The sequence below is a fragment of the Zavarzinella formosa DSM 19928 genome (assembly GCF_000255705.1).
Classification (GTDB): Bacteria; Planctomycetota; Planctomycetia; order Gemmatales; family Gemmataceae; genus Zavarzinella; species Zavarzinella formosa.
On the sequence record NZ_JH636439.1, the window covers coordinates 1,538,587 to 1,557,862 of the forward strand.

A 19,276-nucleotide genomic window follows, 5' to 3' on the forward strand; every position below is an offset into this window, starting at 1 on the left:
ACTGCGCCAGGCCGTGCTCGAACATCCGGACGCCACCCCGGCCGAACATCGCAAACGCCTGAGGCTGCCCGCCTCGCGCGTGACGGTCTGGCGGACGATGCGGCGGTTCCGACTGACCCGGAAGAAGAAAACGGACATGCGCTCCATCACCACCGGCGATTGCGATGAATTCGCCGCTTACCTTCGATCCAAGCGCGAAACGGCACGGCCATCGCGCATAAATAGGCAAGCTTGGCGCTCTGGCGCGTGAGGGGTGGAACCGCAAGTTGGACTGAAGTCCCCGGCATTCGTCTGCGGACGCCTCTTGGGAAATCAGGCATGTCGAAACTCATCGATGTCGGTTCGGTCGGCGCTTATTTTGAGTCGCCGGAAGATCCCCGGCATGCTCGCAATCGCAAACATCTGCTGGTCGATATTGTCGTCATTGCGGTGTGCGGGATCATCGGCGGCCTTGACGGGCGCACCACGATTCATCGCTGGTCCGCCCTTCATGAAGAGTGACTGAAAAATCGCCTGACCCTGCCGAACGGATTGCCGTCGCGGGATTGCCTCCGCCGGTTGCTCATGATGCTCAGGCCCGAGACCTTCCGGGAATGTTTTCGGCCGTGGACGGCCGGGGTTTTCCCCCCGGATCCCGAGGGCAAACGCCGTCTGGTGGCGATCGACGGCAAGACTTGTCGCGGTTCGCACGACGCCTCCCAAGGACTTGGGATGTTGCATCCGGTCAGCGCCTGGCCGAGGTCGGCATCGCCCTCGGCCAGGTCGCCGTCGATGTGCTTCAACTTGTCGGAGAACTCTGACCGGGGGATCGGTTAATCCCCGCCTCTTGGATATCGCACGCGGGCGGGATGATTCAAGCTGACGCCAAAGCGGCCAACGTGGAAACCGTGACGGACACGCCTCAAGGAAAACGATTCGTGACTTTCCATTCCCTGCGTCATTCGTTCGCATTGTGGCTGAAGACAAAGGGGGTTCCGATCACACTCGCCCAACTCATGATGCGTCACGCGGACATGAAACTGACCACCGAAACTTACGGGCAGGTAGATGACGAGACGCTTCACCGGACAACGCAGGACATCTCCATGACCTCACCATCTGTCATTCCAGTGGCCCAAGCGAATGGGAATGAGTGTCAACGAATGACAACTAACCCGGCCGTTGATTTGGCGGGCAGTCTCAAAAAGTGCTTAAATTCAGGAGATTCGACAACGGTTAGAGATGAATGCGAACGAGTGATGACAAGTGAGAAAATGGAGTGGAAGAGGATCGAACTCTCGGCCAATCCGCAAAAATACGCTGAAAAACACGGCAAATCCGAACAAAATCCAATTCACTGGCCCTCCCACTGGCCCTCCCACTGGCCCACGCCCGCCTGATCTGGCCGAACTGATATCTCTCTGGCCGTCTATTCCCGAGGCGGTCCGCTCCTCGATCCTGCTGTTGGTTCGGGCCGGGGCGGCCTCCGGTTCGGCGGGCTAGGAAGAAGCGTTCCGGAGAAGGGCGGTTTGAGATCAATTCCCCTACGAAATTAACGAGATAAATGACTATAAGACAACTGACAGATCAGTCATTGGTGATTCCCTTGTCGGGAAAGTCTATGACCGTTCATCCCGGCCTGCCTCCGGGTGGGCTGTCCTCACCTTCTTTTGAGCAACCCCGGCGGAAATCCTCGCTGCCAGACTTTTATTGTTTGTAGTAAATCGGCGACGCGCCGGGAAAGAACAAAAAGCTCAGCCTATTCTCGGCAGGATTCAGCCGGATCATATTTTCCTCTTGGGGTTTTAAACCCTTCATGGTCATTTTGCCATCCCATCGCTTTTCTCCGAATGCTTCCTCATATTCAAACACGCTCAGAACCCACTCTCCGGACGTTCCGCTCGGTTTTCCATCGATATTCAGCAGTTCGTATTTCCCGTCTGCCTTAAGTTCAAACCCCACCGGGCACACTTTGTGGAACATCTCATGTTCCTTTTTGCACATCCAGCGGCCGGTCAGCATGGCAATCCCGCGTTTGATGTCCGGCGACTGCGCTTGCGGTGCAGGCGGCGTCGGAGTCGGCGGGGCTTGAGCGGAGCTTTGGCTTGGGATTGGCTCTGATTGCTTCTTGCAACCCGTTATGATGACGGCCAGCACGACGGCTGCGAAACTGAGTCTCATTTCCATTCTCTGGGTATGGGGGTGTGCGAGCAATTGCAAACTTACCCGCCCTGAAAAGTTCAATCCACTAAATTTCGAGATCGTGCCGGACGCAAAGTGTGATTTGAAAAAGTAGGTTAGAAATCGCCGGGATTTTGTTAGTGTCGAAGTCGGGAGGGTAATTGCTCTCGTTGGTCTGTCGCCTCATGATCCCGCACTAGGATGGCCCCGATACAACCCGGCGTCACTCTGCCCGCAGTCGTGGCTGAGGTCGGGGATGGGAAAAAGTACCGGATCGTCGGGACCGGCGAGGTTCTCACGCTGGCGCCCGCCTTGTGACACCGGCAAACGGCCGGCCATTGAGCCTTGCGGCGGGGATGGTAAACTTGTCGCATCTGGCACCGGAAGCGATTTCCGAGTCTGCGATTGGTTTTACCACGCACCCTTTGTGACCGATGATTTCCAAACTGCCTCGATGGGTCTGGACAGGCGCGTGGGCACTGGCGTTTGTCGCCGGAATGGTCAACGCGGTCGGCCTGCTCGGCGTCGAACGGCAGGCGGTCACTCACCTCACCGGCACGACATCCCTCTTGGCGGCCGCACTGGCGAAATTCGACGGGGTCGCCATTTTCCGTTTCGCGGCCCTCCTTGGCTCGTTCCTCGCCGGATGCGCTCTCAGTGGCTTCCTCATCCGGGACGGCACGCTGCGGCTCGGCCGCCGGTACGGTGTGGCCCTCTTGATTGAATCGGCTCTGCTGGCGGCCGCCGTCCCACTGCTCCGATACCACGCCATCGTCGGCCTCTGTGTCGCCTCGCTGGCGTGCGGCCTTCAAAACGCGATGGCCAGCACGTACAGCGGCACCGTTGTCCGAACCACTCATCTGTCCGGCATGTTCACCGACTTGGGCGTGTTCCTTGGCCATTCGTTGGGCGGTGTGCCCGTTGACCCGAGGCGACGCCGGATGTGCCTTATTGTCATTTCTGGGTTTCTGTCCGGAGGCATCGCCGGGGCCGTCGGATTCCGTCACTTCGGCGAAGCCTCGCTTCTCATTCCGGCGGGGCTGACCGCAGTGGCATCAGTGGCTTATGGGCTGTATGGCACGCGATCCCGGCCGAATCCCTGACCACTTCGGCGGCAGACCCCCAAGAATTCGTTTGCAGGCATTCGGCCGGTCGGCTAACAACCGCGTTGTTTTGAAAAATCTTGTTTTGAAGCCACCTTGGCTTGCGCCCTGCGTCATCTGGCGGACAATCAATTAATGCCATCCGTCAGGCCTGTGACTTAACCCATGCCCGTTCACGAGTGTCGGCGAGGCCGGTGAGCAGCAATTGGCCCGAATCACGCCAGGTCACTTGACGAAACTTGACTTTTTGGGAACCGCCGAAGCACACCAAGGGGAGTGAAATGGAACGCAACATGATTGCCTCGGCCGTCGATACCGGCTCTCTGGCATCGGCCGCCTTGCTGCCTTGCCTCTGCCCGAAGTGCGGAACGCGGTCCGCTCTGAAGGCCGTCGCCACGGATCCGGCGGCCATCATCCATCCCGAATGGCCGAAGACGTGGCGGTGTAAGTGCGGCAACTGCGGGACGTGGTTCAAGGTCAAGTTGTGATGGCGTGATGACTGGTGCCTTTCTCGGCCGAACAGTCTTCTTCTATTTCGTGACGTTACGAACGAGCCACTGCCAGAACTCTTCCAAGCGGGCGGCCGTCTTGCCTGTTAGCTTTTGTTTATGTTGGGTCGGGTCGCGATCAATCAACATGTTTAAGACATGTTCAGCAGGCGATCACCAGACAACTCCCCCAGAAAATTTCCACTCCCGCCTTCACAGTCGGCTACTCACATTTCCTCCGGCGGCGCAAACGATTCTGCATGTTCCCGCAGCAAGCGGCCGGCGAGCGCGGCGGCGCCTCGCTCCAGCGCGTCGACGATGGGCCGATGGGACTCGGCATCCCGCACCGGCTCCGCATCCGGCCGGGCGAGCGTCAGCCGGGGGCGGGGTTCAAACGACAGGGAGTCCCACAACCGCAGCAAAACCAAATTCCCGGAGGCCTCGACGATCATCCGGTGGAAGGCCGTGTTGCAGGCCGCTTGCTCGGAGAGATCCCCGGCGATGGCCGCCCGGATGATGGCTTCACATGCCTCGCGCAAGCGGCCGGCGTTGCCTTTGAAAGCGAGGGCGGCCGTCGGCGCCGCCGACTGTTCCAGCACGCCGCGAACCAAGTAGGCTTCTCGTGTCTCCCTGGCGCTGACTGTCCGCACCCGTGTGCCCCGGTTTGGTTCGGACTCCACCAACCGGGACGCCTCCAACTCTCGCAAGGCCTCCCGCACTGGCCCCTGGCTCACCCCCAACTCGCGGGCAATCTGAAGTTCCACCAGCCGGTCTCCCGGCCGATAGACCCCGGCCAAGATGCGTTCGGTGATGGTGCGACGAATCTGGTCGCGCGCGCTGAGGCGTTGAACGGTCATGGCTTCGCCGGGGAGAGAGAGCTTTTCCATGAAATATTATCCCCCTTTCCGTGGCCGGTTCCAGCCCGGAACGGCAATTATCAATAATTAATAATTCCGTGTTAGGGCTTCGTCCGACCGGAGTATTCCCACATGTGTTTCCCGCCTGCGGGCCTTTCGGAGTTTCATCAATCATGTGGATTGTCGAACTGGCCCTCCGGCGAACATACACCTTTGTGGTCGCGGCCCTGCTCATCCTCGCGGTGGGGATCGTGGCCATCCGGCGTATGCCGGCCGACAACTTCCCGAACATTGACATCCCGGTCATCACCGTCGTTTACCTCTACTCGGGGATGCCTGCCGACGATGTGGAGAAGCGGATTCTGCTGGTCACCGAGCGGGTGCTGACGGCCTCGGTGAACGACATTGAGCATATGGAGAGCCAGGCCTACAACGGCGTCGGCATCATTCGCATCTACTTTCAACCCAAGGCCAAGATCGAGGCGGCCACCGCCCAAGTCACCGCGACCTGCCAGACGGTTCTCAACAACATGCCGCAGGGGACCACCCCGCCGTACATCGTCCGGTACAGCGCCACCAGCGTCCCCGTTGCCCAGATTTCGATGTCGAGCGACACGCTCACCGAGGCCGAGTTGTACGACTACGCGGCCAACTTCGTCATCCAACGATTGGGGACGGTCCAGGGGGCGCGGGTGCCGCAGCCGTATGGCGGCAAGCCCCGGCAGATCATGATCGACCTTGACCCGAACCAGCTTTACGCCCGCGGCCTGTCTGCCGCCGATGTCAGCACGGCGGTCAACGCCCAAAACCTGATCCTGCCGGCCGGGTCGGCGAAGATCGGCGACATCGACTTCAACATCAAGGTGAACAGCAGCCCGGAATTGGTGGAGGCGTTCAATCTCATTCCGGTGAAAACAGTGGACGGCGCCCCGATCTACCTGCGGGACATCGCGCAGGTGCGGGACGGATACGCGGTGCAAACCAATGTCGTCCGCCGTGATGGCAAGCGGGCCGTGCTGCTGCCGATCCTCAAAGGCGAAGGCGCCTCCACGCTGGATGTCGTCGCCCGGATGCGGGCGGCCCTCCCCAATATTCAGGCCCAATTGCCGCCGGAACTCAAGCTGGAGATCATTTTCGATCAATCAGTGTTCGTCCGTGAAGCGGTTGACGGGGTGTTGCGGGAAGGGGCCATCGCCGCCGGGCTGACGGCCATGCTGATCTTGGTGTTTCTCGGGTCGTGGCGGTCCACCCTGATCATCATCACGTCCATTCCGCTTTCCGTGCTTTGCTCGATCATCGCCCTCTGGGCCATCGGGGAAACATTGAACGTGATGACGCTCGGCGGGTTGGCACTGGCGGTCGGCATCCTCGTGGACGACGCCACGGTCGAAATCGAAAACGTCCACCGAAACATGGCGATGCGGAAGCCGCTGCGGCATGCGATCCTCGACGGCGCCCGGCAAATTGCCGTGCCGGCGTTCGTGTCCACGCTGGCCATCTGTATCGTGTTCGTCCCGGTGGTATTCCTGACCGGGCCGGCCGCTTATCTGTTCATCCCGCTGGCGCTGGCGGTGATCTTCGCCATGATGGCCAGCTACCTGCTGTCGCGGACATTGGTGCCGACCTTGATGCTTTTCCTGTTGGGCAAGGAAGCCGAGCAATACGCTCGCGGCAGCCACGACAGCCCGAGCGGCTTGTTCGGCCGGTTGCACGCCCGGTTTGAGACGGCCTTTGAATGGGTTCGGCAGGGCTATCGCGGATTGCTGGCAATGGCGCTGGAGCATCGCTGGGCCACGGTGGCCGGGATGATGATCTTCGCGTTGGGGTCTCTGGTGCTGGTCCCGCTGATCGGCCGGGACTTCTTCCCGCAGGTGGACGCCGGCCAGATTCGGATGCACGTCCGGGCGCCGGCCGGCACGCGGATCGAGGAGACGGAGCGGACGTTCGGCCAGATTGAGGATGTGATCCGCGAACAGATCCCGGCCGGGGAAATGGAGATGGTGTTGGACAACATGGGAGTGTCCCCGTTCTACACCAACACTGCTTACATCAGCAACGAACTGGTGAGCGTTTACGACGGCGAAATTCTGGTGGCGCTGAAGCCTGAACACGGGCCGACGGCCGACCACATTCGCCGGTTGCGTCAAGAACTCCCCCGCCGCTTTCCGGGTTGCACGTTCGACTTCCCCCCGGCGGATATCACCGGGCAGGTGCTGACATTCGGCAAGTCGGCCGCGATCAACGTGCAAGTGGTCGGGGTGCGGCGGGAGGAAAACCTCGCCGTCGCCAAAGTGTTGCGGGAGCGGATGGCCAAGATTCCGGGGGTGGTAGACGTTCGACTGCGTCAGATCCCGGATGCCCCGGAACTGCGGGTGGATGTGGACCGGGTGATGGCCAGCGGCTTGAACGTCACCCAACAAGAAGCGGCCCGTTCGCTGCTGGTGTCGTTAAGCTCTTCCTTCCAGGGAACCCCGAACTTCTGGGTCAGCCCGAAGAACGGCGTGAATTACCGCGTGGCCGTGCAGACACCGCAAGGGTTGATCGATTCGCCCGATGCCCTCCTCAGCACGCCGGTGACGGGGGTTGGATCGGCCGAGCCGCAATTGCTCTCCAATCTGGCGACCGTCCATCGCTCGGAATCGCCGGGCCTCATCAGCCATTACAACGTGCAGACGGTTTACGAAATCTGCGCGACGGTGCAGGACCGCGACCTCGGCGGGGCGGCCGGGGACATCCGTCAATTGACCGACGAACTGCGGGCGACGCTTCCCAAAGGCAGCACGATGGCCATCCGCGGCCAGATCGAGAGCATGGACGAATCCTTCACCGGCCTCGGGTTCGGCCTGCTGTTCGCGGTGCTGCTGGTTTACTTCCTGATGGTGGTGAATTTCCAATCGTGGACCGATCCGTTCGTCATCCTGACCGCGCTGCCGGGGGCAGCGGCCGGCATCCTGTGGGCGCTGTTCGCCACGGGCACCACCATCAGCGTCCCGGCCTTGATGGGGGGCATCATGACGGTCGGCGTGGCGACGGCGAACAGCATCCTGATGGTGACGTTTGCCAATGATCGCCGTGCCGTGGGCCGCGATGCCCGGCAGGCGGCGATGGAAGCCGGTTCGACCCGGTTGCGGCCGGTGCTGATGACGGCGATGGCGATGGTCGCCGGGATGCTGCCGATGTCGCTGGGGTTGGGGGATGGCGGGGAGCAAAACGCCCCGCTCGGCCGGGCGGTGATCGGCGGGCTGGTCGTCGCAACCGCTTACACGCTGTTTTTCGTCCCGGTCATGTATAGCTTGCTTCGCCGTCAGGCCCCGGCGGCCGTCGAGCCTCTGCTGAATGAAAAGGAGACACTGTCATGAACAACAACGTGACCGGCGCCCCGGCGCCAGAAGCACCCCGCCCGGTCGAGGCCCATACGGAGCATCAAGAGGAATCGGTTATCGAAGCCCCGCCGACGCGTCCGTCCTTTTTCCGAATGGTGTTGATCTCCGGCGTGGCGATCGGGGTGTTTGTCGTCCTCGGGCTGGCGGGGCGATATGCTCGCGCCCGCCAGATCACTGTGCGGGATGAAACCTCGGCGGCCACGACGGGAAACCGCCCTCGCGTGTTGACGATCCGGGTGGAGCGGGCCCCGGCCCAAGTGGTGCAGGTGTTGCCGGGATCGGCCTCGCCGCTGCTGGAAACGGCCGTCTATGCCCGCACCAGCGGCTATCTCAAGCGACGGCTGGTTGACATCGGCGACATGGTCACCGAGGGGCAACTCCTCGCGGAGATCGAGACGCCGGAAGTGGACGGGCAATTACTCCAGGCCCGCGCGGCGCTGGCCGAATCGAAGGCAACCGTCGAACGAAACAAGGCCAACGAGGCCCTCGCCAAAGTCAACGTGACCCGGACCCGGCCGCTTGTGCGGACCAATGCCGTCACCCAGCAGGAGGCCGACGAGGCCGAGGCGGCGTTGCAAGTGGCGACGGCGTCCGTCGGGGTGTCCGAGGCCACGGTCACGGCCAATCAGGCCAACGTCCGGCGGTTGGAGGATCTGCAACGGTTTCAAAAAGTCACGGCGCCTTTTGCCGGCGTGGTGACGGCCCGAAACTTCGACTCGGGAGCGTTGATCGTCGCCGACAACGCCAACGCCCGGGAACTGTTTCATCTGGCCAGCGTGGACACCTTGCGGGTGTTCGCGGACATTCCCCAGACATTTGCGTCTTCCGTGCATTCCGGCCAGCTTGCCCCGGTGTTTCGGCCGGAGACCCCCGGCCGGGAATTTCCGGGGACGATTTCCCGCACGACCCACGCCGTCGATCCCCGCACCCGGACGCTGCGGGTGCAGGTGGATGTCCCGAACGCGGACGGGGCGCTCCTGCCCGGCATGTATCTTCAGGTCCGTTTCCGACTGGACGTCCCGACGGGCGTGATGCGCGTGCCGGGGGCGGCGGTGGTCACGCGGGCCGAGGGAACGAAAGTGGCCGTGCTGGATTCGACCGGGGCGATCCACTATCGCCCGGTGCAAGTCGGCCGGGATTTCGGCACCACGGTCGAGATCCTGTCCGGCCTGACGGGCGGGGAAACGCTGGTCGTGCGACCAGGCGACGACCTTCCCGAGGGAACCCTCGTTGAAGTCGCTGGCGCAACTAGGTGATGACCGATGCGATTCGATCGCTTTGAAGTCACAACCGTGAACGCAGAGATGGCAGAGATGCACATGCGACCAAAGGAAAACTGGAAAGCAAGGTCCGTCAACGAAGCGACCGACGACGATTGGCCAAATGATTTCAGGTCTTTGTATTCTTTCAGCCCGCCCTGAAAGAGGGTGGCATTTTCATCGGAGAGGCCGTTTTCCTTGGCCACTGTATCTTCCCTTAAATCACGCGAAATCCCCGTAGTGATTTGATTCCCGAAGCTGACGTTGCCGCTTGAATTTAGATTCGCCGTTCCTGCCTGCAGGCCGTCGAATAAAACAATCACATTACTCCCGCGAATAAGGGAGAGACTCGACCAATTCTTCCAAACTCAAGGAGTGGCAATGCGTTCCGCCCTGACCGTCGCCTGCTTCGCCGGCACGCTCGCCATGCTCGTCGCCTGCGGCGGCGGTGGCCCGGAAATGAAACAACAGCCCGTTGGCCCAAACGAATTTGGGACATCTGGCCCAATTCCCAAGAGGAACAAAATCGAATCCACGGCTGATACCGCCGAACCTCGGGCTCCGCACGATCAGGCAGTTCGCCTCGGAGACGCGCAAGTCCGACTGACCACCTTGCAGATTGGCGAAGTTCCGCTGAAGTCATTCCAAGGGGCGGGTACTTCTTCAGAGCCTATCTGATGATTGGCGTCGAAGTCGTGAACGTGAACCCCACTCGCATGTTGGAGTACAAATCTTGGTCGGGAAGTTACCTCGGCATCTCCGGTTCATCCGGCTCGCTGCGGGATAACTTCGGGAACACTTATCAGATCGTCACGTTCCGAAACGGAGCCTGGCCGACAGGCACCATTGACGGGAGAACGGACCTTCCTCCGGATCGTATTGTGTCTGATCTTCTTGTGTTCGAGGTTCCCCTGAAGGCGGCCGAGTCCATTGACCTTGACTTGTCGGCGTCGAATTTCGGGGAGAGCGGAACGGTGCGATTCCGCATCCCGGCGTCAATCGTCGGTGGTTCCGGCTATCAAGGAAAACCCGTCGGCTTGGAACTTCCTCCCGGCCCCGATCTGCCGGAGAACGATCCGAAGGATGCCCGCCCGCTCGTCGTCCGCAAGGTGGACCGGGCCAGAACGACGGCGGCGACGATGAGACAGTGGCCTAACCGCGAAAGCCTGCCGCCATCGCAACCAGACCAGCTCGCCGACGTTCTGGCCAAGTGGAAATTGGAGACATCCCGAACCGCTGCCGCTGTGACGGCGGCCAAGAACGAGGCCATCCGACATGCCAAGACGAAACTCCAGACTGAGGCCGAGGCCAAATTTCCGGCCTCGAAAACTGATCTGAAGTTGAGGGCGCGAGGGCCGAGGCTCAACAGACGCAATTCGTCAACGAGCGGCTTGAGCCGGTTCGCATGCAAATCGACCGCAAGTACAAACTCGACTGATCGCTTGGCCTCACCGTCACGTTCTCGCATCCCCGGTCTTCGGCAGACGCTTCGTCATGGTATCGTGGGGGTCGAGGATCTCTCAGCCATGAAAACCGCAGAACTCCGTTCCAACGTAACTCCGGTCATGTCCGAGGTGCGGAAAGCCCTCGCGACAAGGCTTCTCAAAGTCGCCGAAATGGTGGCCGAGGAGCATCGCCGTCGGCTGGCTCGGCATCCCCAATCCTCCTCCCTTCGCCAACTCAAGCCGGGAAGGCGAGTATCCCTGAAGCCGGACAGGCAGGGGAATCAATGCCGTTCACATCGATCCCGAGTCCGTCGGCGCCATCATCTCCGATCTCAGCGTTCGCGTCGTAGTCGATCCTTCGGGTTCTCATGTCGAGATGCTCGCCGCGAATCGCAGTCGGCTCGGCATGGAAGACACGGTCCGTTCCATGCGTTCCCGGATTGAGGCCTCCATCGGCGGCCAATCCTGAACCCAACGTGCAGACGTCTGCACCCCGATCCATCATCGCCAAGAAAACTCTTGTCCCCGTCGAAATCCGCGAACTGCTCATCGAGCGGCTGGAGGTGGCCACGTTCGCCGGAACGCTCAGCCTCTCAACCGAGCAATGGGCCGACGTGCTCCATGCGTGTTTCCCAGAAGACTTCCGGGAGCCACCGCCGCCGGCCACCGCCACTCGCACCACGCCGAGATCTGCGTCGAGGATTGATGAGTATGCCAGGCGGGACTCTGCCGGAACCGGCTTGCGTCATCGAGACGACGTCCGGGCCGACGAAGCGGGGCCGGGGCTGCTGACAACTTGGTCGAACGGGGCCGGGCCGGTCGTCCACGGGTGGGAAGACGGGGCCTCATTCACACGCACCCTCTCGAATCGGCGACAATTCATTCCGGACGCCGACTCGAACAATCAACACCACCGAGCCCTGCCGTGATTCAGTCACAGATAGGCCAACTGTTTCTCAACTTTGCCGTAAAGGGCATCGAGACGGCCGAGCGGCCTGTGAAAGGCGGGCTCGGCCGAATGAAGCAATTTGCCCAGGCTGCTTCCGGAGAGATGAACAAGATTCTTGGGGCCGCCGGTGCGCTGGGGAAAGTCGCGGGCACCCTCGGTGGCGGGTTCCTTAGCACGTTCGGCCGGGCTGCGATGGAGAACACCGTCGAGGCCGACCGCCTGAGCAAAGCATGGGAATACTTCTCGCGTGTTGTCGGCGATTCACTCGCTCCTTATGTCCGCAAACTGACAGACCTTCTCATTGAGGGTGCCCAGGCATTCCGGGCGCTCAGCCCGGAAACCAAAAACACGATCATGCAAGTCGCCACGTTCGCGGCGGGAATTGGAGCGGCCCTTGCGATGCTTCCGGCATTCGTGGCTGTCGCCGGAGCGATCGGGACTGTTCTGGCCGCCATCGCCTCGCCAGCCGGGATCGCCATTGCCGGCATCGCGGCAATTATTGCGGCCGCCACGATCTTCTTCAACTTCTTCCGTGGCGAAGCTCCAAGCACGGCCGACGCCGTCAGCGGCGCGAACAAGACTTGGACGGACAACGTGATCGGCTTCATTCAGAAGGTCACGGTGGCCGGAGCCACCTTCTTCAACTTTTTGATGAGGTCCGCAGCGTCCGCGAGTGACTGGATCGCAAAACAGTTCGCTTCCTCTTACCTGAAAATTCAGGAGCTTTGGGATCCAGCCCAAGCGGCAATCGACAAGAAGCAGCGAGAGTTCATAGAGAGTGAAGGGGCTAAAAGAGGTATTAAACCGACGGGCATTCAAGAAGTTCTTGCGAGCATGCCGCCCATAGTTCCCCCGCAAATCGACATCGACAGGCTGAACAAGGGGTTTGAGAAAGCCAAGCGCATCGCCAATGTGATCGCCGACAAGGTCAAAGGCTTCTTCGGCGCCGGCGATGATGATCCGCCCGGGTTCACCAGAAAAGTCAATGTGAAGTTCGAGAGCCTTCAAGGCACGTTTGACCGGCTTCAAGAGGCATTTGCCAAGGGAGACGGCGAAGACATTGCGAAGAAGCAATTAGACCAGCAAATAAAGATGGTCGACAAGCTTGAGAACATTGTGGGGCTCGTCGGAAAGCTTGGAGTGGGTGGTGTCGGACCGTGAATTTCTCGACGAAAGATGTTCCGCCAAGAATTGAGTCAACTCGAAAGGCATTGGGATGAGCATGAATCAGACCAAAAACGTCCCGGAACCGCTGACCATCACAAAGGGCGACAAGACGCTTCGCCTGATCGTCGGACAACCCGGGCCGTCCGAACTCTATGCGTTCAGACGTTGGGCGAGAACCAAGCTCAAGGCCCGGACGACTCCCCTTTCTGAGTTGGGCCTCGACGGTCTCTCCCCGAATGACCGGAAGACCCTGATCGACTCTTATGTGAGGCATTGCGCGGCCGTCCAGCCGGAGCCGAGTGTTGCGGATTTCATCGATCTCATGCAAACACCCTCCGGTTGCGCCCGGATGGTTTGGTTGAGTTCGCGGCGAACAATGCCGGAGTTGAAGCTTGCTGACGTTGAGGCCATGATCAACGAGCAAAACGCCGATGCTGTGCTGGCGGGCCTCGATCCGGCCGCGGGTTTGACCGAAGCGACCGCCATAAGGCCCGAAGTCGCCGGAAAGCCGGAGAGACCGGATGGGGGTGCGGAGGATGAAGACGATGAAGAGGAAGAGACCGCCGAATAACGAGGCGGCGAGAGGAGTAGCAACATGGCGCTGACACCAAAACAAGAGCGATTTATCGGCGAGTTTCTCGTCGATCTCAATGCCACCCAGGCGGCCATCCGTGCGGGCTATTCTTCCCGCACGGCCAAAAGCATCGCATCCGAACTGCTTGGCAAACCTGAAGTCTTGGCGGCCCTGAACGTCCGCCGAAACGCAATCTCCGAGCAACTTGACATCACCACGGAATGGGTGATGAGGCGTCTTCAACAAAAGGCAACGCTCACCGGGCCTGACGGAACCCATTCGGGCCGGGTCAGCGCGTTGACCACGCTGGCGAAAGCCCTTGGAATGCTGAAGGAACGTCTCAAAGTCGAGGGCGAAGTGAAGGCCGAGGTCAAGACCGGTTCGGGTTGGGATTTTTCGATTCTCAGCCATGACGAGTTAATGATATTCAGGGAGCTTCTTGAAAAACTATCCACCCCAAAGGCGGTGCCGCCAGCAACGTGAACAACCAGAGAGGGACGGCGTCCAACCATCTTCTCCCGTGGGCGGCCGGGCTTTCACCCGGCCGCCCGTCTTCTTTGACCGGCCGGAGAAATCACCGATGAGAACTCACCCGCCAAGCGAATCCCGCAAAGTCCGGCGGATGGTGATGATGATCTCGCCGCCGGGTCATCTGACCATTGGCCGGGGTGCCGGCGAGATCACCCTGGCCGTCGGCTTGCCAACGGTACCCGACTTGGTCTCGCTCCGTCGGTGGGCCGTTCCGCTGGCCGCCAACCTTGCCTTCCGACGGGATCTTCCGGAGTGGCATCTCGACGGCGATTGCCTGACGGCCGAGGAACGGGAGTTCGCAGTCGGGACCTATCTCCGGGGGCAAGTGAAATCGGGAGTGTCGCCAGACGACGTGCTTGATGTGTTCGAGTCCGTCGAGGGGGCCGCCCGGATTGTCTGGCATGCCGCCGGGCTGATGCGGTCGGGACATTCCTTTGAGCGCATCCGCGAAGCCGTCGCGATGCTTGATCCAGTCGAGGCGCTCATCCGGCTCGACACCGCGACGACCGTTCCCGAGGAGGCCCTTGCCGACCGGCCCGACATGTCGTTGACTTGCCGGGGGCTGCTGGTCTCCGAGGTGATCGGCTCGCCGGGATGGGCGAAGATCTATCGGAGTCTTCAGGAGAAGTGGGGACTGCACCCCCATGAGATTGATCTGTACCCGGTTCCCCGAATCATGGGGATGTCAATGCCGGACGGAAAGGTCTCCAAAGAGCAGTTTGCAGAATTACTCGCCGAGCGACGCCGGGCCGCCGGGTCAAGTTGATATCAAGGCCGACAACCGGCCTAACCTTCAAAGCGATTCGGCGAACTGCTTGCCGAACGCATTACTCGAAAGGATCAGAATCATGAGCATGCCAACACTCGCCCGACAAGTCGTTGAATTCACCGTGTCGGGGATCAACGCCAATATCTTCGAGAAACAACCCTTTGACGTATTCGCACAACGTGTCCGGGCCGTCGTCGGGGATGTGCGCGACATTCCCGGCTTGGGCACGTTGAAGGCTGTTTTGAGTCCTGCCAGAAGGCAAATGTTTGCCTCCGGTTCAGTGGCCGACCGCGTCTTGGCCATTTCCGCTGGCCCGATCCCAAAGGGGATGTTCGGATTCCCGCCAAAGCCATTGTCCGAATTTCTCCCTCAATGCCTTCGTTGAGTGATGTTAGCCCGTCATGTCGATGGCGGTTCCCGCCAAGTGCAGACGTCTGCACTTGGCGGGAACTCCCTTTTCAGGCGTCCTATTTCACGGCGAAACTCGCGGACCCGCTCGGGGTTTCGCGTTTCGCCGTAAATCTCCAGTTCGTCCGTGTGATAGAAGATTCGCCGTCCGCTCTTTCTGCCGCGAGGGTCGGCGATTAACGTGAACACGTTCTCATGGCTCAGCGCATTGAACTTGGAGAGGCCGATGCTGAGCATCGCGGCAGCGTCCGAACCGTTCAGAGTCACCGGCTTGGGACGGGGCCTTGGCCGGGACTTTGATGACTTGCGAGGCTTTGGATTCAAGACATCTGAATGCGGAGTCTCGCGGCAGGGAGACTCGGTAGGGTCTTCATCTAGAATGGCGTCCAGCAAACTGCTTTCGGCGAGCATCGCCAGAACCTTCGAGGCACGCCGTAACAAATCACGAATTGCTTCCGGCTCTTCCTTGAGCATGGCTTTTCTTCCTTGAAAGCAGACGCAGTAAAAGGCAGACGGGAGAGAGGTGCAGACGTCTGCACCCCGGACGGATTGCAAAAAATCAATTCGGCTTCTTCTTGCCTGTCGTCTTCTTGGCGGGCTTCTCCGTCTCCTCGGCCGACGTTTCCGGGGGATGTTCGTCGGCCGGAAGCCGGACTTCCGGCAATCGAAACAGCACTTCACACGGATCCGCTTCCAGCACCCGGCAAATCTTGAGGAACGTCTCAACACTCGTTCCGTAAGGAGTAGAATGGCCTTCCAAGAATCGGATCGTCTGACGCGCCACGCCAGCCGCATCGGCTAGGGCTTGGTGGGTCATTCCGGCCGCTTCCCTCAGTCTGGCAACCTGGCTTCCAAGCGACTCGGTCACTTCCGGCTTCTTCTTCATCACTCGCCTCACAAACCCGGTTCACACCATCAGGATAACAGACTTTTGAAATTCTGCTAGTTTTTTATCATCTGCTGTTGACGGTGCTAAAAAACTAGCATATCATGCCGTTGTGATAGAAAACTAGCACATAAGAAACATGACCATGACGACTCGATGTATCCTCTGCAACGCCGAACACGGGTTGTGTCTGGTGCTCGCCGACTGCGAGAGCTTCCACTGCAAAGAGTGCGGGGAATCGTTCGACGTCGCCGATCTCGAAGAACACATCATGCAACTGCGGAAGCTGGTGTGTGTGAGCCGGGCCGCCGAGAAAGAATGAGTTTGAAGTGACCGGGGCGGGAGTAGTGATCCCGCCCCGGTCGAGTCCCAAAACCCCTGAGAGGATCGAGACCATGAACAACGTAGCGACCAGCAGCACGGCCCGCAACCGCGGGCAGATCGAAACGGCCTACGAGTTTGCCGTCCCCGCCCTGCGAATCCGCAAGGGTCGAAAGGTCGAAGCCTACGCCATCGATGAGTTCCCGAGCCAACTCGATGGCCGGGCGTTCCGTCTCCGCAATCTGTCCGATGGGCAGGCTTATTCGTGCCTGATCGCCCGAAACCAGCAAGATCACATTTGCGAATGCCGGGGCTTCGAGGCTCACGGGCATTGCAAGCATCTCGACACGCTGCGGGCCATGCTCGACGCGGGCGAGCTGGACAACGTGGCGACGCCGGACACCCGGACTCCCGAGGAACTGGCCGAGGCTGCCGACATCCCGCTCCCCTTCTGAGTTCTCCGAACCCTGAACAGTGACGAAGGCCGCCAGTTCTGGCGGCCCCGCCCAAACTACGCACCCTCGCGTGACGGCTTTCGCCGCCCGGCGTCGACCGACACCCGTTCACCATGAGGAAACCGACCATGAAGACCAAGACGACCGACCGCCCGAAAACTGGCAAGAAGGCATCGAAAGCCGCCCCGGAGAACAAACCAAACCCGCTCCAAGATCCCAAGGTGAGAAAACGCTTCCTCCGCGAAGAAGAGGAACGGAAAGCCTACCGCCTGACGATGACGCCGACGCCCCGGCTCGCCCGGTTGCTCCATGAGATCGGCGAGGAGCTCGCGGGCTTCTGGCCCGGCCAGACCAAAGACGCCGGGATCGTCATCACCCTCGGCGATCCCGACGACGCCGTCCGGCCGGCCGCTTTGCTGCCCGTGCCGGTTCCCGGCCAACCCTTGAGTGAAACGGCCACTGTTGCCGACGACTTGCCCGCCAATCCTCCCGCGAGCATCCGAGGGGTTTTGCTGGCCGACCCATCCGCCCGGCGGATGGTGAAAGACTTCTTCCGTTGCTGGTCGGACGGCCTCGGCGACCCCATGACGGCCGAGGGCCTCGGCGAGCAACGGGGTTCCCTGATGGGCATGCTCTTGGTGTCCGAGGCTCTGCTCGCCTTGGCCAAGGGCGAGGGAGTTCCTTTGGAATGATTCCGGCGACTGTCCGTCGCCCGCCCGGAGTTCGGGCGGGCTTTGCCTTCCACTCTCACTCAGCTTTGGATATCCTCCGATGCCGACGGCAACCCCGACCGACCGAGCCTCCGACGCGCGTCCCCTGACGAACACGGCCGAGCTTCCCGGACACCTGTCCCTTGCCAGGGCGCTTGCGTGGAAGTTCATTCGCGGCGAAGGCCGGGGCGTCCGGCCGGACGACATGTTCGCCGAGGCCCTGTTTGCGCTGGCCTACGCCAATCAGTTGTTCGATGCCGACCGTGGCGTGCCGTTTAAGAAGTATGCCGTGATGGTCATTTGTCACCGACTCCGTCAACTGGTGGCGAAGTGCCGACGGCGTCAAGAACGGGAGCTACCCCTCTCACAACTGGCCCACTTTCCGGATAAGGAGGGGCTGCCAGCCTCGACGAATGGCGCAGAAGCCGTCGGCAGCGTCCTCGATGCGGCCGAGATGTGGGACCACGCGAGACAAACGCTTCAACCTCGCGAATTTGAAGTTGTCCGGATGCATTGCCAGAACGGCGAATCCCTGGCCGCGATCAGCCGGCTACTTGGTGTCAGCCGGCAGCGGGTCAGTCAGATTCTCGGCCGGGCGGTGGCGAAATTACGGCCGAGCCCGCTTGGATGAGGACAGGCGCAGACGTCTGCACCCGAACCCTGCGGGACAGGAGATAGCAGTAAAATCCCGCGTCGCTTCGCCGGGGGTGCAGACGTCTGCACTCCCTTTGGTTTTGATCGGATTCGCGATTAACTCACATTGAGCAACCCGCGAGGTCGCGGTAGACTTTTATCCTTCGAACGGGGCTAGGTTAGCTCCCGAAAAGCGGTTTCCTCACCGCCCGCCCCGTCCGGTTTCACTTCGAGGACCTGCCTGAGGGGGCGGGACAATGCTCAAAAAGCCTGAGTGGCTGTTTCCGTAACCAAATTGGACGGCGGTCGAGTGCCTATGCTCCCTCGACACCGCGTACGCACACATCTTGCGATGGCAGAATGACGAGATCTTCGGCGATCTGTCCTTCCCCGACATGGACGACTTCTCGGATCACGTGAACCGCAGGCAGTTCTGGGAAGTGATGGATGACCTCAAGGCCCCGATGCGTGATGCGTGGCGTTGATCTGCCCACGTCGGTGGCTTACGAAACCATTTACCAGCGAGTGCAGCGGGATCTGTGCATCGAAAACCTTGAAGACATCATAACCCTGCTGGTCATCCGCAGAGAATTGTGGGGGCCGATATGGTTCAAGGCCAGGGCGAGTGACATTGCGGCCGCACGCAAGACAACGCATTGGGCAGAACGTCCGGACGATGAGAGTCCGTGGTCGCTGGGACGTGAGTTTGCCCGTCACCTTCGTGAACTCGGAGATTACTCCGGACTACCCGACTGGAGAGAAGTCGCAACGGAGTTTGAGCGGTTCGAGTGGAAAGAGTTCAAGCGAGACCCCCTGAGGCTCGCGACGACAGGAACTGCGGTTGACGAAGCCATGCCTCTCACGAAAGCCGAAGCGGACGTCCTCGGACTGCTCCATCGATCCGGGCTGAACAAGCCCTGGACACTGGACGAGATTGGAGAGGAGCTTGCGAGCGGCAAGGCGGTCGTCAAGACCGCCGTTGACGGGCTGATAGAACGCGGCTTTGCGGGTCGGCCGCACGGAGGCAGAAAAGGACTCTATCTCACTCCGAAGGGAGCGAAGGAGCCGAAATGAAAGCTTCGGAAAGAACAAGAGGGCCTGTAATTTCTTTTGTGTCAAGGTTGTAGGGAGCGGCAGTTGCAGTCACTGGCCGGTTACCTTGGGCATCCGGCCTTCAA

24 protein-coding genes and 1 pseudogene are annotated in these 19,276 nt (G+C 60.7%); 20 read left to right on the forward strand and 5 right to left on the reverse strand.

The window, feature by feature from the left end; translation table 11 throughout:
• From BGIM_RS66995 to BGIM_RS0107135, 3 genes and pseudogenes are all read left to right on the forward strand, one after another.
• Positions 1 to 250 (forward strand): annotated as a pseudogene (locus tag BGIM_RS66995) (hypothetical protein); the annotation flags it as partial.
• 68 nt (positions 251 to 318) lie between these two features.
• Positions 319 to 501: a transposase family protein gene (locus tag BGIM_RS0107125; protein WP_020469105.1), complete on the forward strand. Its 183-nt coding sequence runs from the start codon at positions 319 to 321 to the stop codon at positions 499 to 501.
• 347 nt (positions 502 to 848) lie between these two features.
• Positions 849 to 1,379: a tyrosine-type recombinase/integrase gene (locus BGIM_RS0107135; RefSeq protein ID WP_020469107.1), complete on the forward strand. Its 531-nt coding sequence runs from the start codon at positions 849 to 851 to the stop codon at positions 1,377 to 1,379.
• 307 nt (positions 1,380 to 1,686) lie between these two features.
• Here BGIM_RS0107135 and BGIM_RS0107140 read toward each other — a convergent pair whose 3' ends face one another.
• Positions 1,687 to 2,001, reverse strand: a complete 315-nt coding sequence (locus tag BGIM_RS0107140) for a hypothetical protein (protein ID WP_157368648.1) — start codon at positions 1,999 to 2,001, stop codon at positions 1,687 to 1,689.
• Between the two features lie 593 nt (positions 2,002 to 2,594).
• Here BGIM_RS0107140 and BGIM_RS0107150 point away from each other — a divergent pair.
• Positions 2,595 to 3,263, forward strand: a complete 669-nt coding sequence (locus tag BGIM_RS0107150; protein WP_020469109.1) for a YoaK family protein — start codon at positions 2,595 to 2,597, stop codon at positions 3,261 to 3,263.
• Between the two features lie 145 nt (positions 3,264 to 3,408).
• Here BGIM_RS0107150 and BGIM_RS62565 read toward each other — a convergent pair whose 3' ends face one another.
• Complete coding sequence (locus BGIM_RS62565) at positions 3,409 to 3,558, reverse strand: hypothetical protein (protein WP_020469110.1); 150 nt, start codon at positions 3,556 to 3,558, stop codon at positions 3,409 to 3,411.
• Here BGIM_RS62565 and BGIM_RS0107155 point away from each other — a divergent pair.
• Positions 3,545 to 3,751: a hypothetical protein gene (locus BGIM_RS0107155; protein WP_157368649.1), complete on the forward strand. Its 207-nt coding sequence runs from the start codon at positions 3,545 to 3,547 to the stop codon at positions 3,749 to 3,751. The two genes, BGIM_RS62565 and BGIM_RS0107155, sit on opposite strands and share 14 nt — an antisense overlap.
• A gap of 227 nt (positions 3,752 to 3,978) precedes the next feature.
• Here BGIM_RS0107155 and BGIM_RS0107165 read toward each other — a convergent pair whose 3' ends face one another.
• Positions 3,979 to 4,638, reverse strand: a complete 660-nt coding sequence (locus BGIM_RS0107165) for a GntR family transcriptional regulator (RefSeq protein ID WP_020469112.1) — start codon at positions 4,636 to 4,638, stop codon at positions 3,979 to 3,981.
• Between the two features lie 143 nt (positions 4,639 to 4,781).
• Here BGIM_RS0107165 and BGIM_RS0107170 point away from each other — a divergent pair, with 143 nt between their 5' ends.
• From BGIM_RS0107170 to BGIM_RS0107215, 10 genes are all read left to right on the forward strand, one after another.
• Positions 4,782 to 7,967, forward strand: a complete 3,186-nt coding sequence (locus BGIM_RS0107170) for an efflux RND transporter permease subunit (RefSeq protein WP_020469113.1) — start codon at positions 4,782 to 4,784, stop codon at positions 7,965 to 7,967.
• The gene (locus tag BGIM_RS0107175) at positions 7,964 to 9,247 is read left to right on the forward strand and encodes an efflux RND transporter periplasmic adaptor subunit (RefSeq protein WP_020469114.1); all 1,284 of its coding nucleotides are present in this window, start codon (positions 7,964 to 7,966) and stop codon (positions 9,245 to 9,247) included. The genes BGIM_RS0107170 and BGIM_RS0107175 overlap by 4 nt, the downstream gene beginning before the upstream one ends.
• A 384-nt stretch (positions 9,248 to 9,631) precedes the next feature.
• On the forward strand, positions 9,632 to 9,928 hold the full coding sequence (locus tag BGIM_RS0107180) for a hypothetical protein (RefSeq protein WP_020469115.1): 297 nt from the start codon (positions 9,632 to 9,634) through the stop codon (positions 9,926 to 9,928).
• Positions 9,928 to 11,139 carry a hypothetical protein gene (locus BGIM_RS0107185; RefSeq protein ID WP_020469116.1) on the forward strand — a complete coding sequence of 404 codons (1,212 nt, stop codon included), beginning with the start codon at positions 9,928 to 9,930 and terminating at the stop codon, positions 11,137 to 11,139. The genes BGIM_RS0107180 and BGIM_RS0107185 overlap by 1 nt, the downstream gene beginning before the upstream one ends.
• 32 nt (positions 11,140 to 11,171) lie before the next feature.
• On the forward strand, positions 11,172 to 11,624 hold the full coding sequence (locus BGIM_RS0107190) for a hypothetical protein (RefSeq protein ID WP_029629817.1): 453 nt from the start codon (positions 11,172 to 11,174) through the stop codon (positions 11,622 to 11,624).
• 374 nt (positions 11,625 to 11,998) lie between these two features.
• The gene (locus BGIM_RS0107195) at positions 11,999 to 12,805 is read left to right on the forward strand and encodes a hypothetical protein (RefSeq protein ID WP_157368650.1); all 807 of its coding nucleotides are present in this window, start codon (positions 11,999 to 12,001) and stop codon (positions 12,803 to 12,805) included.
• A gap of 61 nt (positions 12,806 to 12,866) precedes the next feature.
• Positions 12,867 to 13,382, forward strand: coding sequence for a hypothetical protein (locus BGIM_RS0107200; protein ID WP_157368651.1), 516 nt, complete (start codon positions 12,867 to 12,869; stop codon positions 13,380 to 13,382).
• Positions 13,383 to 13,406: 24 nt separating this feature from the next.
• A complete protein-coding gene (locus tag BGIM_RS57110; RefSeq protein WP_020469120.1) occupies positions 13,407 to 13,868 on the forward strand; it encodes a terminase small subunit in 462 nt (153 codons plus the stop codon).
• A gap of 97 nt (positions 13,869 to 13,965) precedes the next feature.
• Positions 13,966 to 14,682, forward strand: a complete 717-nt coding sequence (locus BGIM_RS0107210; protein WP_020469121.1) for a hypothetical protein — start codon at positions 13,966 to 13,968, stop codon at positions 14,680 to 14,682.
• Between the two features lie 82 nt (positions 14,683 to 14,764).
• Positions 14,765 to 15,070 (forward strand): hypothetical protein, encoded by a 306-nt coding sequence (locus tag BGIM_RS0107215; RefSeq protein WP_020469122.1) that lies wholly within the window; start codon positions 14,765 to 14,767, stop codon positions 15,068 to 15,070.
• A 14-nt stretch (positions 15,071 to 15,084) separates the two neighbouring features.
• Here the strand turns inward: BGIM_RS0107215 and BGIM_RS0107220 are convergent, their stop codons facing one another.
• Positions 15,085 to 15,567 carry a hypothetical protein gene (locus BGIM_RS0107220; RefSeq protein ID WP_020469123.1) on the reverse strand — a complete coding sequence of 161 codons (483 nt, stop codon included), beginning with the start codon at positions 15,565 to 15,567 and terminating at the stop codon, positions 15,085 to 15,087.
• Positions 15,568 to 15,652: 85 nt separating this feature from the next.
• Positions 15,653 to 15,979, reverse strand: coding sequence for a helix-turn-helix transcriptional regulator (locus tag BGIM_RS0107225; protein ID WP_020469124.1), 327 nt, complete (start codon positions 15,977 to 15,979; stop codon positions 15,653 to 15,655).
• 145 nt (positions 15,980 to 16,124) lie between these two features.
• Between BGIM_RS0107225 and BGIM_RS65530 the strand changes: the two genes are divergently transcribed.
• The 5 genes from BGIM_RS65530 to BGIM_RS0107255 all read left to right on the forward strand — a co-directional run bounded on the left by BGIM_RS65530 (position 16,125) and on the right by BGIM_RS0107255 (position 19,172).
• On the forward strand, positions 16,125 to 16,301 hold the full coding sequence (locus tag BGIM_RS65530) for a hypothetical protein (RefSeq protein WP_169331882.1): 177 nt from the start codon (positions 16,125 to 16,127) through the stop codon (positions 16,299 to 16,301).
• A 73-nt stretch (positions 16,302 to 16,374) separates the two neighbouring features.
• Entirely contained in the window at positions 16,375 to 16,755 is a 381-nt protein-coding gene (locus BGIM_RS0107235) for a hypothetical protein (RefSeq protein ID WP_020469126.1), read from the forward strand.
• 128 nt (positions 16,756 to 16,883) lie between these two features.
• Complete coding sequence (locus tag BGIM_RS0107240) at positions 16,884 to 17,447, forward strand: hypothetical protein (RefSeq protein WP_020469127.1); 564 nt, start codon at positions 16,884 to 16,886, stop codon at positions 17,445 to 17,447.
• Positions 17,448 to 17,526: 79 nt separating this feature from the next.
• A complete protein-coding gene (locus tag BGIM_RS0107245; protein ID WP_020469128.1) occupies positions 17,527 to 18,096 on the forward strand; it encodes a sigma-70 family RNA polymerase sigma factor in 570 nt (189 codons plus the stop codon).
• A 473-nt stretch (positions 18,097 to 18,569) separates the two neighbouring features.
• Complete coding sequence (locus tag BGIM_RS0107255) at positions 18,570 to 19,172, forward strand: hypothetical protein (protein WP_020469130.1); 603 nt, start codon at positions 18,570 to 18,572, stop codon at positions 19,170 to 19,172.
• The last annotated feature ends 104 nt before the right edge of the window (positions 19,173 to 19,276 follow it).

Excerpts from the sequence above, each read along its gene's own strand:
- BGIM_RS0107125 (WP_020469105.1), top strand. The coding sequence starts at position 319 with ATGTCGAAACTCATCGATGTCGGTTCGGTCGGCGCTTATTTTGAGTCG.
- BGIM_RS0107135 (WP_020469107.1), top strand. The coding sequence starts at position 849 with ATGATTCAAGCTGACGCCAAAGCGGCCAACGTGGAAACCGTGACGGAC.
- BGIM_RS0107140 (WP_157368648.1), bottom strand. The coding sequence starts at position 2,001 with ATGCTGACCGGCCGCTGGATGTGCAAAAAGGAACATGAGATGTTCCAC.
- BGIM_RS0107150 (WP_020469109.1), top strand. The coding sequence starts at position 2,595 with ATGATTTCCAAACTGCCTCGATGGGTCTGGACAGGCGCGTGGGCACTG.
- BGIM_RS0107155 (WP_157368649.1), top strand. The coding sequence starts at position 3,545 with ATGGAACGCAACATGATTGCCTCGGCCGTCGATACCGGCTCTCTGGCA.
- BGIM_RS62565 (WP_020469110.1), bottom strand. The coding sequence starts at position 3,558 with ATGTTGCGTTCCATTTCACTCCCCTTGGTGTGCTTCGGCGGTTCCCAA.
- BGIM_RS0107165 (WP_020469112.1), bottom strand. The coding sequence starts at position 4,638 with ATGGAAAAGCTCTCTCTCCCCGGCGAAGCCATGACCGTTCAACGCCTC.
- BGIM_RS0107170 (WP_020469113.1), top strand. The coding sequence starts at position 4,782 with ATGTGGATTGTCGAACTGGCCCTCCGGCGAACATACACCTTTGTGGTC.
- BGIM_RS0107175 (WP_020469114.1), top strand. The coding sequence starts at position 7,964 with ATGAACAACAACGTGACCGGCGCCCCGGCGCCAGAAGCACCCCGCCCG.
- BGIM_RS0107180 (WP_020469115.1), top strand. The coding sequence starts at position 9,632 with ATGCGTTCCGCCCTGACCGTCGCCTGCTTCGCCGGCACGCTCGCCATG.
- BGIM_RS0107185 (WP_020469116.1), top strand. The coding sequence starts at position 9,928 with ATGATTGGCGTCGAAGTCGTGAACGTGAACCCCACTCGCATGTTGGAG.
- BGIM_RS0107195 (WP_157368650.1), top strand. The coding sequence starts at position 11,999 with ATGCAAGTCGCCACGTTCGCGGCGGGAATTGGAGCGGCCCTTGCGATG.
- BGIM_RS0107200 (WP_157368651.1), top strand. The coding sequence starts at position 12,867 with ATGAATCAGACCAAAAACGTCCCGGAACCGCTGACCATCACAAAGGGC.
- BGIM_RS57110 (WP_020469120.1), top strand. The coding sequence starts at position 13,407 with ATGGCGCTGACACCAAAACAAGAGCGATTTATCGGCGAGTTTCTCGTC.
- BGIM_RS0107210 (WP_020469121.1), top strand. The coding sequence starts at position 13,966 with ATGAGAACTCACCCGCCAAGCGAATCCCGCAAAGTCCGGCGGATGGTG.
- BGIM_RS0107215 (WP_020469122.1), top strand. The coding sequence starts at position 14,765 with ATGAGCATGCCAACACTCGCCCGACAAGTCGTTGAATTCACCGTGTCG.
- BGIM_RS0107220 (WP_020469123.1), bottom strand. The coding sequence starts at position 15,567 with ATGCTCAAGGAAGAGCCGGAAGCAATTCGTGATTTGTTACGGCGTGCC.
- BGIM_RS0107225 (WP_020469124.1), bottom strand. The coding sequence starts at position 15,979 with ATGAAGAAGAAGCCGGAAGTGACCGAGTCGCTTGGAAGCCAGGTTGCC.
- BGIM_RS65530 (WP_169331882.1), top strand. The coding sequence starts at position 16,125 with ATGACGACTCGATGTATCCTCTGCAACGCCGAACACGGGTTGTGTCTG.
- BGIM_RS0107235 (WP_020469126.1), top strand. The coding sequence starts at position 16,375 with ATGAACAACGTAGCGACCAGCAGCACGGCCCGCAACCGCGGGCAGATC.
- BGIM_RS0107240 (WP_020469127.1), top strand. The coding sequence starts at position 16,884 with ATGAAGACCAAGACGACCGACCGCCCGAAAACTGGCAAGAAGGCATCG.
- BGIM_RS0107245 (WP_020469128.1), top strand. The coding sequence starts at position 17,527 with ATGCCGACGGCAACCCCGACCGACCGAGCCTCCGACGCGCGTCCCCTG.
- BGIM_RS0107255 (WP_020469130.1), top strand. The coding sequence starts at position 18,570 with ATGCGTGGCGTTGATCTGCCCACGTCGGTGGCTTACGAAACCATTTAC.